Origin of the sequence: Candidatus Deianiraea vastatrix (assembly GCF_007993655.1) — a bacterium.
Classification (GTDB): Bacteria; Pseudomonadota; Alphaproteobacteria; order Rickettsiales; family Deianiraeaceae; genus Deianiraea; species Deianiraea vastatrix.
This window is the reverse complement of record NZ_CP029077.1, coordinates 37121-52038: the sequence shown is the minus strand read 5'-3', so window position 1 is coordinate 52038 and position 14918 is coordinate 37121. Positions and strand designations below refer to the sequence as shown.

Annotated in this window: 12 protein-coding genes; 8 read left to right on the top strand and 4 right to left on the bottom strand. The window is 34.1% G+C overall.

Features of this window, described 5'->3' with window-relative positions; translation table 11 throughout:
* Positions 1-3: 3 nt before the first annotated feature.
* Positions 4-807 (top strand): ABC transporter ATP-binding protein, encoded by an 804-nt coding sequence (locus deia_RS05850; RefSeq protein WP_246117021.1) that lies wholly within the window; start codon positions 4-6, stop codon positions 805-807.
* An 88-nt stretch (positions 808-895) separates the two neighbouring features.
* The gene (locus deia_RS00190) at positions 896-1798 is read left to right on the top strand and encodes a hypothetical protein (RefSeq protein ID WP_146820164.1); all 903 of its coding nucleotides are present in this window, start codon (positions 896-898) and stop codon (positions 1796-1798) included.
* Here the strand turns inward: deia_RS00190 and deia_RS05770 are convergent.
* The gene (locus deia_RS05770; RefSeq protein ID WP_153259909.1) at positions 1776-1940 is read right to left on the bottom strand and encodes a hypothetical protein; all 165 of its coding nucleotides are present in this window, start codon (positions 1938-1940) and stop codon (positions 1776-1778) included. The two genes, deia_RS00190 and deia_RS05770, sit on opposite strands and share 23 nt — an antisense overlap.
* A gap of 60 nt (positions 1941-2000) precedes the next feature.
* Positions 2001-3335: a transcription termination factor Rho gene (rho, locus tag deia_RS00185; RefSeq protein ID WP_146821470.1), complete on the bottom strand. Its 1335-nt coding sequence runs from the start codon at positions 3333-3335 to the stop codon at positions 2001-2003.
* Between the two features lie 594 nt (positions 3336-3929).
* On the opposite strand from rho, the gene yajC reads away from it, so the two are divergent.
* The 3 genes from yajC (at position 3930) to deia_RS00170 (ending at position 7901) form a co-directional block, all read left to right on the top strand.
* Complete coding sequence (yajC, locus tag deia_RS00180; RefSeq protein ID WP_146820163.1) at positions 3930-4298, top strand: preprotein translocase subunit YajC; 369 nt, start codon at positions 3930-3932, stop codon at positions 4296-4298.
* 71 nt (positions 4299-4369) lie between these two features.
* Positions 4370-5536: an aspartate aminotransferase family protein gene (locus deia_RS00175; RefSeq protein ID WP_146820162.1), complete on the top strand. Its 1167-nt coding sequence runs from the start codon at positions 4370-4372 to the stop codon at positions 5534-5536.
* Positions 5537-5786: 250 nt separating this feature from the next.
* Positions 5787-7901 (top strand): RelA/SpoT family protein, encoded by a 2115-nt coding sequence (locus deia_RS00170; RefSeq protein WP_146820161.1) that lies wholly within the window; start codon positions 5787-5789, stop codon positions 7899-7901.
* An 86-nt stretch (positions 7902-7987) separates the two neighbouring features.
* Here the strand turns inward: deia_RS00170 and deia_RS00165 are convergent, their stop codons facing one another.
* Positions 7988-9748: a hypothetical protein gene (locus deia_RS00165; protein ID WP_146820160.1), complete on the bottom strand. Its 1761-nt coding sequence runs from the start codon at positions 9746-9748 to the stop codon at positions 7988-7990.
* Positions 9749-9933: 185 nt separating this feature from the next.
* On the bottom strand, positions 9934-11187 hold the full coding sequence (locus tag deia_RS00160) for a M16 family metallopeptidase (RefSeq protein WP_146820159.1): 1254 nt from the start codon (positions 11185-11187) through the stop codon (positions 9934-9936).
* A gap of 114 nt (positions 11188-11301) precedes the next feature.
* Between deia_RS00160 and deia_RS00155 the strand changes: the two genes are divergently transcribed.
* Genes deia_RS00155 through murG form a run of 3 tightly spaced genes read left to right on the top strand, consistent with a single transcriptional unit; the run spans position 11302 to position 14907 of the window.
* The gene (locus deia_RS00155; RefSeq protein WP_222912629.1) at positions 11302-12516 is read left to right on the top strand and encodes a trans-sulfuration enzyme family protein; all 1215 of its coding nucleotides are present in this window, start codon (positions 11302-11304) and stop codon (positions 12514-12516) included.
* A gap of 2 nt (positions 12517-12518) precedes the next feature.
* On the top strand, positions 12519-13697 hold the full coding sequence (locus tag deia_RS00150) for an FtsW/RodA/SpoVE family cell cycle protein (RefSeq protein ID WP_146820157.1): 1179 nt from the start codon (positions 12519-12521) through the stop codon (positions 13695-13697).
* A gap of 7 nt (positions 13698-13704) precedes the next feature.
* Positions 13705-14907 carry an undecaprenyldiphospho-muramoylpentapeptide beta-N-acetylglucosaminyltransferase gene (gene murG, locus deia_RS00145; protein WP_146820156.1) on the top strand — a complete coding sequence of 401 codons (1203 nt, stop codon included), beginning with the start codon at positions 13705-13707 and terminating at the stop codon, positions 14905-14907.
* The last annotated feature ends 11 nt before the right edge of the window (positions 14908-14918 follow it).

Below are 14918 nucleotides of genomic sequence, written 5' to 3'. Positions count from 1 at the left end.
TTTATGAAAGATTTTATTAATTTTAAGAATATTGAATTTAGTTACGAAAATGCAAATAAGGTATTTGATGGCATGAATTTACAGATTGCAAAAGGGCAAAAGGTTGGTTTAGTTGGGCATTCTGGCGCTGGAAAATCGACTATTGTTAATTTATTGCTAAAAAATTTCGCAATTACGAATTACAAATACTTCGACAGATCGGCAACAATAGGAAGACAAAATAGCGATGAAGGCGGTGATATTTTGATAAATGGGCAAAGTATTTACGATGTTTCGTCAGATAGCCTTCGATCGCAAATCTCTCTTATTCCCCAAGATATAATGCTTTTTCATCGCACAATTGGTGAAAATATCGCTTACGCAAAAGATAATGCAACTCAAGATGAAGTCGAAAATGCAGCTAAAATGGCAAATATTCACGATTTTATCATCACTTTGCCCGAAAAATACAATACACTAGTTGGCGAGCGTGGCATAAAACTTTCCGGCGGACAGCGTCAAAGAATTGCGATTGCAAGGGCGATTTTAAAAAATGCTCCGATTTTGATTTTAGACGAGGCAACTTCCGCGCTTGACTCCCAGACTGAAAGTGAAATTCAAAAGTCAATAAATGCGATGCTGCTTGCAAATAATGCGACGGTAATTGCCATTGCGCACAGGCTTTCAACAATTCGCCACATGGATAGAATTGTTGTTATGGACGGCGGAAAAGCCGTTGAAGACGGCTCATTTTCCGAGTTGATGGCTATAGAAAATGGAAAATTCAAGGATTTATGGCAAGGACAGGTAAATGGGATGGTTGTATGAAAATAGAAAAATAAGAAAGATTTTTCTTGACTTTAAGCTTTAAATAAAAAAAACTCAATCAAGTGTGCAACTATTTACTTTCCAAAATATGAAAAACCTTGTTATTATATTGCTTTTATTTCTAAGTTTTGACGCAAATTGCCTTGCAAAACAAGCTCCGAAAGAAGCTATTTTTATAATAATTGGCGCTGGCGGAAGGATAGATCAAGAATACAACTCTTACGCTCAAGAACTTAATCAAAAAGGCTATAAAATCAATATTTACAGCTTCGATCCTTATTATGGAAGCGAAGATCAAAGTGTCGATAAAGAACTTGATGTGAAAATAAAAGAATGCACGCCAGACTTTAATAAATGCGAATTTGTAAAGGAAAAATTCAACGATAAAAGATTTCTGAATATAAATTACACCGTTTATCAAGATGTAAAGCATGATTTTATATTTGAAAAACGACAAAATCCAAAAAATACCGTTAATTTATTTAGATACACAACTGGCGTAAAAAGCAATAATAGAAACGGAATTTTTGTTAAAAAACTTACACAAGATGCAATTGCTGGTCATAAAAAAATTGTATTCATTGACGCAGTTTGGTGCGGCGGATTTCAACCAATAACAAAGCAATTATTTGATAAATATAAAGACAAAATCAAGTTCATTCACGCTGTTCATAATAAAGTTCAAATCATCACGCAAGAATTAATTAATATGTCAAATGATGCAGATGAATGCTATAACTCTAAAGCGGTTTATAAATACAGCTGTGTATTTAATATCAAAGAGAAAATGAAGAAATATTTCAATGAAAATGCCGAGATTTACAATAAATTCTATAAAAAATACGATAAATTTGATGACATGACAAGTGATAAGCAAGATGAATTCATTAAATCAACCAATAACGAGGGGTTTGTCAAAGGTGGGAACTGTATAAACGACATCCTAAACGATAGTAAATTTGACGATATTAATGCAGATGCTGTAGCATAGTTATAAATACAACAAAATAAAACAAAAACCCGTGACGAACGGTTTTGCCCATGAACATCGTCTCTAAAAAGCCAGTAAAGCCCTCGGATTTTTTACCTTTTTCGCCTTCAGCTTTTGAATTTTCCTTTGTTTTATCGCTCATATTTTAAACAATTTTTTTCCAAGCATGGAAGTGTAAAATGCAAAAAATAAATCGCAAGCTTTATTGCATAGGGCCGTTCATTTTCTTGAAAAAGTCCTCGTTGTCTTTTGTCTCTTTGATTTTTTTCAGCAAAAACTCAAGAGCCTCGTGTCCGGAGCCCATTCCGCTCAAAATACGGCGAAGCATCCACATCTTTGTAAGAGTTTCACTTGAGACCATTTCCTCTTCTTTTCTTGTTCCGGATTTGAGAATGTCAATCGCAGGAAAGACGCGTCTGTCGGCAATTTTTCTGTCAAGAACGATTTCAGAATTACCCGTTCCCTTGAATTCCTCGAAAATAACCTCATCCATTTTAGAGCCCGTGTCAACCAGTGCTGTTGCAATAATAGTCAGCGATCCGCCCTCTTCAATATTACGCGCGGCACCGAAAAATCTTTTAGGACGATGAAGCGCATTTGAGTCCACCCCGCCTGATAAAATCTTACCAGATGATGGCATAACATTGTTATATGCGCGCGCAAGACGAGTGATTGAGTCAAGCAAAATTACAACATCCCTGCCCTGCTCGACTAACCTTTTTGCCTTTTCGATAACGATTTCAGCAAGCTCAACGTGTCTTTTTGCAGGCTCATCAAAAGTGGAGCTTACAACTTCACCTTTAATGGTTCTTTGCATTTCGGTAAATTCCTCAGGACGCTCGTCTATTCCAAGATAAATCAAGTAAATTTCCGGATGATTTTTTTCAATTGCATGTGCAATAGACTGCATAAGCATAGTTTTACCACTTTTAGGCTGGGCAACTATTAATGCTCTTTGCCCTTTACCAATCGGACTTATTAGGTCAATAACCCTTGTTGAAAAATCATTATTTTTAATTCCAGTGCACTCAAAATTTAGCCTTTCTCTTGGATAAAGCGGCGTTAAATTGTCAAAATTCACTTTACTTACCGGCTCATCACTAGACCTTCCGTTAATTTCCGTTAAACGAAGCAGTGAAAAGTATCTTTCACCTTTTTTTGGAACGCGCGCATAACCTGCAACTTGATCTCCAAAACGCAAGCCAAACTTGCGAATTTGATTATTGGATATAAAAATATCGTCGCTGCAAGCTGCATAATTATAGCTTTGCGAGCGAACAAACCCATGTCCGTCGTGCCCAATTTCAAGAATTCCCTCAGAATATATCAATTTTCCATGAAAAACTGACTGTTTTAAAATCGCAGTTATTAAATCCTGACGCAACATTCTATGGTAATTTTGCACGCCGTATTTTTCAGCCATTTCATTTAGCTCATTCATGCGTTTCTCTTTCAGTTTTTTTACAATTATTGTATTTTCCTCTTTAGGCGGATATGCAAAATCGGCTTCATTTGGGTCAATATCCTGCACCTGCATTATAATATTTTCATCTTTTTGCACCCGATGGTGATGTCTTTTTCCCTCAACTTGCTGCACAGACTCATCGCCAAGTAGACCCTGTTGCTCTTCTTTTTTTTCAACCGGCTTATCATCAAGTAAAAATTCAATAGCCGATAAATCTGGCATTTCATCTTTCGAAACAGAAGACATTAAATCACTTTTACTCGATTCATCCTGAGTTTTTACCGCCTCAGGCGCTGTAATTTTCGGCTTAATGGATATTGAAATTTTGTCCTTAAAAAGCTTCTTTTCTTCCGTCTGCGTGGCTGTATCTATCACACTTTTTTCAGCTTGAACATCGCCTAAAGGAAGTTCGCTAGCCACCTCATCTTTAGCTTCAGGCTTTGCTTTTGGAGCTCTTAAACGCTTTTTTTCAACTAAAACCTCAGGGGCTTCTTGGTTGTTTTTATTTTCTGTCATGAATGATTATTAAAACGATTTTTTTAAATCTTTAACCCAAACTAAAATGAAAAAAATAATTGTCAAGAAATTATTTACTTTTTTTAAAAATAAAAAGTACTTGATTTTTAAATTCCTTACAAGATAATAACACTATAAATTATAATTAATATGATAAATTTCTTAATCTCAAACGCAAACGCATCTGAAGTTGCTGCAGAAGTTGCTCAGCCTTCAATATTTCAATCAATAATGCCAATATTAATGATTTTTGTTGTGTTTTACTTTTTCATTATTAGACCTCAAAGTAAAAAATATAAGGAACAACAAGGAATGATTAACGGCACAAAAGAAGGTGATGAAGTTATAATACTCTCTGGCGTTTTTGGCAAAATATCGGCTATAGAAAATAATGAAACATGTATGGTTGAAATATCAAAAGGTAATGAAATTAAAATTTATAAAACAGCAATTGTCAGAAATATATCATTTGAAGAAAGAAGAAAAAATGATGTTATTAAAACAATTGCAAAAAAATAAACACACCAAATAATATAAAAATCCTTCTTGCATTTTAAAAAATTGGCTTTTTATTTAACAAAAACCTTTTTATGGAATATCTTTTACCTGTTGTAAATCGATCAAATTTACTTATAACGCACGGCAAAGGTGGGTATTTGTACTGCGAGAAAGGTGAAAAATACCTTGATTTTATCTCAGGAATTGCAGTTAATGTCTTTGGGCACGCGGATGAAAAAATAACCGAAATCCTTGCCAGCCAATCAAAAGAAATGATGCATATCGCCAACTATTTTCGCACATCCCAGCTTGAATATGCAGCAAAAAGATTAACCGAGCTTTCAATAGGCGGCAAGGCTTTTTTCTTAAATTCAGGCACGGAAAGCGTTGAAACTGCAATTAAAATCGCCCGCAGATATTTTTGGCATAAAAATAGCGATAAATACGAGATAATATGCTTTAAAAAGTCATTTCATGGAAGAACTATAGCATCAATTGCAGCGCAAGGAAATGCTAAATATCTTGAAGGTTTTGAGCCAAGATTGCAAGGCTTTTTACACGCAGATTTAAACGACATAAATTCAGTCAAAAACCTTATTTCATCGAAAACTGCAGCAATAATGCTTGAACCAATTCAGGGCGAAGGCGGCGTTATGGCATGCACGCAGGAATTTCTTGCTCAAATTCGAAATATATGCGATGAAAACGACATTTTATTAATCTTAGACGAGGTGCAATCTGGCGTTGGACGAACAGGAACGCTATACGCCTTTGAGCAATTTGGCATAAAACCTGATATTTTAATCACAGCAAAAGGGCTTGCTGCTGGCTATCCCGTCGGTGCCTGCGTTGCATCAAATAAAGTTGCACCTTGCATGACGCCAGGTAGCCATGGGTCAACTTTCGGTTGCAATCCAATGGCAGCAAAACTCGTTGGATACGTCCTAGATGAGGTCTCAAAACCCAAGTTTCTTGAAAATGTCAAAACTGCAAGCGAAAAAATCATCCAAGCAGTCAATAAAATACAAGAAAAGACAGATTTAATAACTGAAATTCGTGGTAAAGGCTTGCTTCTTGGAATTAAAATTAACGAAAAAATCACAAATCAAGATTTTGTTCTAAAAGCACGTGAAAATCACTTATTACTTGCGCCATCGTCGGCTGACAACATTATTCGCCTTCTTCCAAGACTTAACATCACAGATGACGAAATTGCAGATTTTGGGGAAAAACTGCAGAAAACCTGCGATTTTTATTGAATAATTTTACCTTTTGCGTGAAATAGCATTTAATTCAAAATAAACAATTTAGCAAATAAAACTCCGAAATGAAATGATTCTTGATGATGCAATAAACATCACTATCTATCAACAAATATCATAAATACTAAGAAAATCTCTATAAAATCTGTAACTTTTCTAAACAATCATCATTCTTTTATTACATTTCCTGTTTTTTCTTTACAATAAAAAAAATTTGTTTACAATTGTCTATAGATTTAGCTTTTGTATGTTCCCAAAATACATTACATATTCAGATTTTCAAAGTAATGTAGTTGCCATGAACCAGTTTGCTGATACGAAAAAAATCGCCCATGCGTTTGAATATGCGAAGGAAAAACACGGAGATCAAATGCGAAAATCCGGCCATCCATATTACACTCATCCACTTGCGGTTGCAAATATTGTCGCCCTTATGAAGCTTGATGATGACAGCATAATTTCAGCCCTGCTGCATGATGTTGTTGAAGATACCCATACAAGTCTTGAGGAAATATCAGGGCTTTTTGGTGAAAATGTTGCACAAATTGTCGATGGAGTCACAAAACTTGGGGCTATTCGCTATAAAACAGATGAAATTCAGCAAGCAGAAAACTTAAGGAAGCTATTTTTTGCCCTCTCACGAGATATTCGTGTATTAATCGTGAAATTATGCGATAGACTGCACAATATGATGACTATGGAATCTATTACAAGTCAGAAAAAAAGAAGGGCAAAAGCAATTGAGACTTTAGAAATTTACGCACCTCTTGCACAAAGAATTGGGATGTATCAGATTAAGGATTGCCTTCAGGATTTATCTTTTTCGATTATAAACACACGGGCAAGAAATTTTGTGATTAAAAGAATTGAAGAGCTGAAAACAAAAGAAAGTGAGGCCAAAATGCAGGAAAGACTTGATTTTATTGAAAGTGAATTGCAAAATGCAGGAATTTGCGCAAAAATAAAGTTTAGAATAAAAACACCTTATTCTATATGGCAAAAAATGCAAAATAAAACCGCAAGTTTTGATAAAATTTACGACATTTTTGGACATCGCGTTATAGTGGAAAATCAAGAACAATGCTATATGGCAATGAAGAAAATTCATGAAATATACAAATTTGTGCCAAATTCATTTATGGATTATATCAGCAATCCAAAGCAAAATGGATATAGGTCACTTCATACCTCGGTAATTGATGAAAATGGCGTTTTGCTTGAGTTTCAAATAAGAACGAAGCAAATGCATGACGAGGCGGAATTTGGTCTTGCTGCGCATTGGGGTTATAAAAGCGGCGAAAATGTGATAAATTCTGATGATTTTAAGCAAAAATGGGTTGATAAAATTTTAGAGATTTTAAACTCAAAATCGCCGGTCAATGACATTTTGGAATACGCAAAACTTGAGATGTATCAAGACAAAGTCTTTGTTTTTACGCCAAATGGAGATGTAATTCACATGCCAAGTGGGGCGAAAATCCTTGATTTTGCATTTTTCGTAGACGAAAATCTTGGCAGGCATTTCCACGCGGCAAATATTAATAATGTCGTAACACAAAACCTTGATACAATGGTTAAAAATGGCGATAGAATTGAGATAATAACAGCAAAAAACCCAACTGTATGCCTTGAGTGGCTTGCCTTTGCAACAACAGGTCTTGCAAAATATGCAATAAAAAAGCACTCCAGCAAAGCAAATGACGAGGAATATAGCGGAAAAGGTCTTGAGTTAATCAAGAAAGCATGCCATGTAAAAGGCGTGAAATTTAGCCAAGATTTAATGCAGCTTATGATGAAATATTCTGGTCAAAAAGACTTATCGACGCTTTGCATAAAAGTTTTCAAGGGAACAATCGACCCTATGCAGTTAATTTACAAAATATTTCCAAATATCAAAGCACTACGCCTGCAAGATCATGTTGCAAAAATTGCATATAAGCATTACAGAAATCCAATTTTTATAAAGGAATTACCAAATGTTCGCTGTTTTGCTGCAAAATGTTGTAATTTTTCGCCAAATGATGCAAAAATCGTCTTTACCTCAAGCGGCGTATTTATACACGACGGAGAGTGCAAAACCCTTGATGTTTGCGGCACTGCTAGCATTATAAGAAGCAGTATTAACCCAATATATAAGGAGATTTTTAGTGCAGAAATAACCTTCGTAAAAGATGAACATAAAACAGTAGAAATTTCAGAAATAGCAAAAAATTACGCTATCGAAATTGAACAAATACAGCACTTATGGAAGCAAAATCTATCTAAAATTAAGATAAATGCAAGATCCAATGCAGAAATTAACAGCTTTTATAACACAATAAGCCAAGCATTTGGCATGCTTGAAATTGAGGTAAATCAATAAATAAAATAGCAATAATTCATTGCACATTATTTACTAAATACCTCCTCAATACCAGAGCCAAAACCGTTATACTACTTCCACTACTACTACTTCTTTAAACTTTGTAAATTACTACTGCCTTTGCTAAATTGACTTAGATGACTACCTTGTTGAGAATTTACTTTTGATTGCACTTTTGACAATATTGCTTCATATGCTAACACTTGGCAAAGTCGGTTACAAAGTTCATCAGTGCAAGTATTGTCATTTTGTAAGATAATATCTGCTCCTTTATTAAACTTCTTCAATACATCCTTTGCTTCATCATTAGTCATTTTCATAACAAACTGCATAATAATATTTGGCTTATTTGCAGCTAACTTATTCTGCATCAAATATTGCCTTGCATTTTCCCAAAATGAAGCTTCAAGTCCCTCAAATGTAATGACACTTTTAACCATCGATTGTGGCATATAAACATTCGATTGTTGCTGGTAAATATTTGATGGTATTTGCGAAACAACTTGACTGTCTTTTTGTATTTTCAAATTTTTGCCTAGATGTGCATAAATACAATCTACCAAATCCTTAAGAGCCTTGTCATAATCTATGCATACATCATCAAGAAATTTCAGCCCTTTGTCACTTGTTACATTATTCATTAACAAAGAAACTGATTCTTCGTTTTTATCTTTTTCATATGCGTTAATCAGTCTGGCTAAATCATCAAGCTGTATTCCTTGATACTCTTCTGGCAACACAATACCCTTTAATTCATTTATTGTAACATCTTGCCTTTTATTACCAAGATATATTGATGACATAGATTGAAACTGTGGTTGTTGATTTAAAACTTGCTCGCCATACATCATTCCTGCAACTTTATACATTATGCTACGAAAAAACTCATATATATCGCATTCATCATTACTTTTAATATCTAAAGTATAAAGAACATCACTCCCAATAAGTTTTTCAAATAGTGTGGGATTATTGAAGTTTTGATTTATTACCGCAATAACATCATCTTGGTGAAACTGACTAAGATGTTTTAGTATTTTCTCAAAAACCGTTTCACTATCATTAGGATGACAATAAGACAAAACTATTTCAATATCTCGATTATTAATAGCACTTTGGCCACCAAACGATGCAGTCTGGTTTAAATCTTGCGAAAATTGTTGCTGCCCTTGTTTTTGCGTATCAAGATAACCAGACAATTCTAATAATCTCTGCAAACAATCTGGATTTGATAAAACATTAATTATGTAAGGTTTTAAGTCAACATCATTGTACATTGCATTAATCATTTCTTGTACCGCAAGTCTATACCGATCATTTGAATAAATCTCACAAATCAAGGAAACTTTCTCTCGTAGTTCAGACGATAATTGAGTCAAAATTTGCTGTCTCTGTGCTTCAGTTGCATTCATAAAACCAAGCAAACCAACGGAAAACTCGTGATTGCGTGGAGATGATAAATGATTTCTAACAATATCAAGATTAATAGAACCAGGAGCAAAGCTTTTATTGTCCAAACCTTCTCTTCCATATATTAATGAACTTCCACGCCCTCCACTCAAAATAATTCCATTGATACACCCACTAATAATATTTGAATTATTATCACTGACATTGCTAGTCCAAAGTCGTTTCCATATACTGCAATATTGTTTATCAATTGCAGCTGCGCCACGTGCAACATTTACAATACTTTCCATAGCCCATTCGTCTGTTATAGTAGTTTTATTCTTGCCAAAGCGCTTTTGCACCTCATTTTTTAACTTTTGCACGTCTTTACTTTTAGATAAATCATTAAAAGCCTTTTTAGTACCTTGTTCGATGTTTTTAAAATCTTGTTGTTTCATAAAAAAAATAATACAGGCAGAGCATACTATCAATTGTTTAATTGTCAAGAAAAATATATATTAGATTATCTTATTTTATTACTGAAAAATTCTTTTATAATAAACATATTACGGAAAATAGCTATAAGAAAACAGATCAATTTATTTAATTTAGATATTTGTTTTAGAGAAATTAATTGCGTAAATTACTTTATCACCACATTTGCAACATCGGATTTAACGCCTTTTAGGTTGCCGTAAAGCGTCATTGTTGGTGTGCTTTTAAAGATTTTTTGCGCCATTTTATATAAATCGTCCTTTGTAATGGCTGCAATTTTATTTAAAGCCTCTTCATAAGGCAAATATCTTCCAAGGTGCAAGAAATCCGTACAACCCTTTTGCGCACGCGAACTTGTGCTTTCTTTTGCCATTACAATACCGGCTTTTGCTTGTTTTAAGACCCTTTTCATTTCATCATCTGTTATATTTTCGCAGATTTTAAGCAGTTCTCCCCTTGTTGCAGAGACGAATTCATCAACTTTTTCAGGCGAAGTTCCAGCGTAAATTGTGAAAACTCCACAGTCGTCATATGAGTCATTCCAAGCGGAAACTGTGTAGACTAGGCCGCGTTTTTCGCGTATTTCTTGGAACAATCTTGAAGACATTCCACTCCCCAAAATTGACGATAAAATCGAAACTTTATAAATATCTTCGCTTGAATATTTTTCAGACTCAAAACCAAGCAGGCACTGAACTTGCTCAAGGCTGTCTTTATGCTTGAAATTTTGCCCACCTGTATACCTTGCAACATCGGCGTTTTTCACGCTTTTTGAATCAAGTTTTGTCAAATATTTTTCCGCAAGACGTAAGACTTGGTCAGGATCAACATTGCCGCAAACCGATAAAATGCTGTTTTCAATTGAATATTGCCTATCTAAATAGTCAGTAAAGTCTTTTTTCTGCAGATTTTTTATATTTTCCGCAGGTCCTAAAATTGTTTTTCCAAGCTGGCAATTTGAAAAAGCAGTATCATAAAAATAGTCAAAAACAACATCATCTGGCGTGTCCATAGTCATTGAAAGCTCTTGTAAAATAACACCTCTTTCCTTTTCGATTTCCTCTTCCGGGAATATCGAATTTTGAAAAATGTCAGATAAAATGTCAATTCCAAGCTCTAAATCTTCTTTTAACAATTTAATATAATAAAGCGTTCGCTCTTTTGAAGTATAGGCATTAATTGACCCCCCTGCGTTGTCAACAATTTCGGCAAGCTCGATATAATCACGAGTTGTCGTTCCTTTGAAAGCCATGTGCTCTAAAAAGTGAGATATTCCATTATTTTGTGCATTTTCGTTTCTTGAGCCAGTTTTCACACCAAGAACAATACTTACGGTATCAACTTCCTTCATTACATCAGTAAAAACCCTTATATTTCTTGATGTTTTTGCTAAACTTTGCATATTTTTTTAATTAAACATACACTAATATAAACGCAAAAAAATATAAATCAAGAATTACTTGACAAAAAAAATATTATGTTTATTATTGCACATGGAAATGAATTTTATTGGTTTATGTCGTCGAAAAAAGAAGTTAGCATCGAAACAAAATGTATACACGAAAAGGGATTTGTTGATAAAGGACAAAAAATGTCTATGGTTATGAACCCAATTTATCAAGGCTCTACAATTTTATACGAAAATTACGCAGAATTTACTAAAAACTGCCGAAAAGATATAAGAAAAGTTGAAGACCTAAACCCATTCCCAGAATACGGACGCATCGGAAATCCAACAATTTTTGAACTTGCAAACACAATGTCTAAACTTGAAAAAGGCGACTTTTCAATAATCACAAACGGCGGAATGAGCGCGGTTACAACTGCGATTTTATCTTATGTCTCAAGCGGAGATCACATACTTTTATCAGACGGAACGTACACAAGCACGAAGAAATTTATTGAATCAATTTGCCCAAAATTTGGTATTGAATATAGTTTTTATGATGGTTTTAAAGGTGAAAAAGATATAGCGTCAAAGATGCAAAAAAATACAAAAGCTATATTCTTTGAATCTTGTGCATCTGGAACTTTTGAGGTTGAAAACATCGATTTAATCGTTGAAATTGCAAAAAAACACAAATGCGTTACCATTTGCGATAATACACTAATGACGCCAATTTTATTAAATCCAATAACCCTTGGTGTTGATGTCGTTGTGCACTCACTTAGTAAATTTGTACTCGGGCACGCAGATTGCATGCTTGGGTCAATTACAACAACCAAAAAACACTTTAAAAAGCTATATGATTACTCAACTTTAATCGGCAATCACGCGTCATCGCAAAGCGCCTATATGGCTCTTCGTGGCATTAAAACTTTAGCACTTCGTGTAAAAGATTCCGTTCAAAGATTAAAGCCTGTAATTGACTTTCTTGAAAAACAAAAATGCGTCAGCGAAGTATTACACCCACTTGCCTTTACAGATAAAATAAGATCTGCAAATGTCAAAAAATACTGTAAATATGGCGTTCCAAGTCTATTTTCAATCGTTCTTGACAAAAAATACGATGAAAAAAAACTTGCTAAATTCTTCGACTCAATGCAGCTTTTTGCTCTCGGTCTTTCATGGGGTGGGTTTGAATCTCTTGCAATTCCATACGGACTTTCCCACAGAATTGGCAAAATTGCCGAATATAACAACAAAACGGTAATCAGAATTTACATAGGAATGGAAGATAGCAAAGATTTAATTGACGATTTAAAAACTGCATTTTCTAATCTTTCCTAGGTATGAAAAAAGCTAGAGAAATACTTGCAAAATTAATATCTTTGGTATTTAATGCCATCATTAATTTTCATAAAAAATACATCTCAAACCTCGACAAGCCAACACTATACTGCATTTTTGCAATTGTAATCTTTGGTTTTATATCTCTTCTTACCGTTTCCCCTGCAATTTCCGCAAGAATTGGCATTTCAAAATATCAACTACTTACAAAACAATCGATTTTTATTGCATTATCTATGTTTTTAATGATATGGATTGCAAATAAATCAAGTGAAGCATTAATTTTCTATTCAAGCGTATTTTTTATACTTTTTACAATTCTTGTGTTTCTTGTATTACCAATTGGAATCGAGATAAAAGGCGCATCAAGGTGGATTGGCGCAGGCTTTTTATCCATACAGCCATCTGAGATTTTAAAGCCATTTTTCGTAGTCGTTAACGCCCAAATTTTAGCAAAAAATAACGAACTAGAGCCAAACAAAAAACAAATATACAAATCCATGGGAATAACTGCATTAATATCATCTTTACTAATTCTTGAACCAGATTTTGGAATGATGCTGCTTTACTGTTTTACATCAGCATTTCAAATGTTCGTGGCAGGCGTTAAATTACGATTTTTATCAGCCGTAGCACTTATTTTATTCCTATTTTCGGTCGCAACTTTTATGCTTGTTCCCCATGTGCAACAAAGATTGCTAAATTTCTCAGGCGAGGAAACAAGTTATCAGATTAAAAAAGCACTAAAATCAATACAAGAAGGTGGATTTTTAGGTAAAGGACCTGGAAATGGAGATATAAAATATACACTTCCTGACTCACATACAGATTTTATTTTTTCCGTTATTTGCGAAGAATTTGGCTATATTTTTGCTGCATCCCTTATTTGCCTTTACTTTTTTGTAATAATTCGAAATTTAATGCTAATTACATTTATTTCACGATTAAAACGAGATACATTAATAGTCTACGGCTGTATTTTCATTTTCATGACACAAGTTTTTGTAAATATTGGCGTAAATATTCGCATACTTCCAAACAAAGGAATGACGCTTCCATTTATAAGCTATGGGGGTTCTGCAATCCTTGGAATGGGAATTTTATTTGGCATAGTATTATGCTTGACAAAAAATATTTATGGTTTAAAGTCTCCATACAGAAAGATTTTTGGTCCTTTTTAGTTTGTTTATGAAAGAATTTAAAACAATTGCAATTGCCTCAGGTGGAACAGGAGGGCACATCTTTCCAGCCCTTGCAACAGCGGAAAATCTAATGTCTCGTGGCTATAAAGTTACTTTTTTTACAGATTTACGCTTTCACAATTATGCGCGCCACTTTGTAAATCTTACATCAAACGAAAAATTTTCCCTAGTTGTGCTAAATACAAGACAGTCAAAAACTGGACTCTTTGCAAAAATTGCAAGCTTTTTTCACACAATAAAAATGATCTACATCGCATTCAACCTACTTAAAATATCAAAAGCAAAACTTGTTATAGGCTTTGGAAGCTATACATCGCTTCCCGTTGTAATAGGTGCATTTTTCAGATTGATTCCATCAATTTTACACGAACAAAATGCCTTTATTGGTCTTGCAAACAGAATATCGTCAATATTTGCAAAAGTTGTTATGACAACCTTCCCACATACCAATGGATTTTACAGATTTACACTCAAAAAAGCAGTATTAACCGGCATGCCTGTTCGAAAAGACATTTTAGAATTATACTACGAAAACACAAATTACAACATAAACTACAACGCATTTTTTAGAACATTTGATCGCATTAATATTGTCATTTTAGGCGGAAGTCAAGGTGCATCAATTTTCTCTAAAATCTTCCCAGAATCCTTAAAATACCTAAATATCGAAATTATTGAGAAAATTTTCGTATATCATCAATGTAAAGACTTGGAAGTTGAAAGCCTTGAAAAGAAATATCGAGATCTTGGTATTAAATATCACATTAACACCTTCTTTCCAGACGCAGGAAAACTAATGACTATGGCGCATCTACTTATAACACGAAGTGGCGCAGGAACACTGTGCGACCTTGCAATTTGCGGCTGCCCATCGCTTCTTGTGCCATATAAATACGCCAAAAATAACCATCAATACTTAAACGCAAAATATTTCTATGAAAATGGCTCTGCACTGCTTCTTGAAGAAAATGAATTTACCCCAGAAAAAGTTGCACAGGTTTTAACTGGATTATTTAGCAATGATCAAGAACTTTTAACTCTTAGTCAATCAGTAAAAAAACTTGCCATAACATCAGCGCACGATAAAATTGCAAGTATTGTTCAAACCATTATTGGCAATGGAAATTTAGATAACGGTAACGACAATAATCCATCTAGTATAAAAACTAATAATGTTGGCATTGGATGATTTTATCCAAT

Coding starts and splice junctions, on each gene's coding strand:
- deia_RS05850 (WP_246117021.1), top strand. CDS start 4: ATGAAAGATTTTATTAATTTTAAGAATATTGAATTTAGTTACGAAAAT.
- deia_RS00190 (WP_146820164.1), top strand. CDS start 896: ATGAAAAACCTTGTTATTATATTGCTTTTATTTCTAAGTTTTGACGCA.
- deia_RS05770 (WP_153259909.1), bottom strand. CDS start 1,940: ATGAGCGATAAAACAAAGGAAAATTCAAAAGCTGAAGGCGAAAAAGGT.
- rho (WP_146821470.1), bottom strand. CDS start 3,335: ATGCAGGTGCAGGATATTGACCCAAATGAAGCCGATTTTGCATATCCG.
- yajC (WP_146820163.1), top strand. CDS start 3,930: ATGATAAATTTCTTAATCTCAAACGCAAACGCATCTGAAGTTGCTGCA.
- deia_RS00175 (WP_146820162.1), top strand. CDS start 4,370: ATGGAATATCTTTTACCTGTTGTAAATCGATCAAATTTACTTATAACG.
- deia_RS00170 (WP_146820161.1), top strand. CDS start 5,787: ATGTTCCCAAAATACATTACATATTCAGATTTTCAAAGTAATGTAGTT.
- deia_RS00165 (WP_146820160.1), bottom strand. CDS start 9,748: ATGAAACAACAAGATTTTAAAAACATCGAACAAGGTACTAAAAAGGCT.
- deia_RS00160 (WP_146820159.1), bottom strand. CDS start 11,187: ATGCAAAGTTTAGCAAAAACATCAAGAAATATAAGGGTTTTTACTGAT.
- deia_RS00155 (WP_222912629.1), top strand. CDS start 11,302: ATGTCGTCGAAAAAAGAAGTTAGCATCGAAACAAAATGTATACACGAA.
- deia_RS00150 (WP_146820157.1), top strand. CDS start 12,519: ATGAAAAAAGCTAGAGAAATACTTGCAAAATTAATATCTTTGGTATTT.
- murG (WP_146820156.1), top strand. CDS start 13,705: ATGAAAGAATTTAAAACAATTGCAATTGCCTCAGGTGGAACAGGAGGG.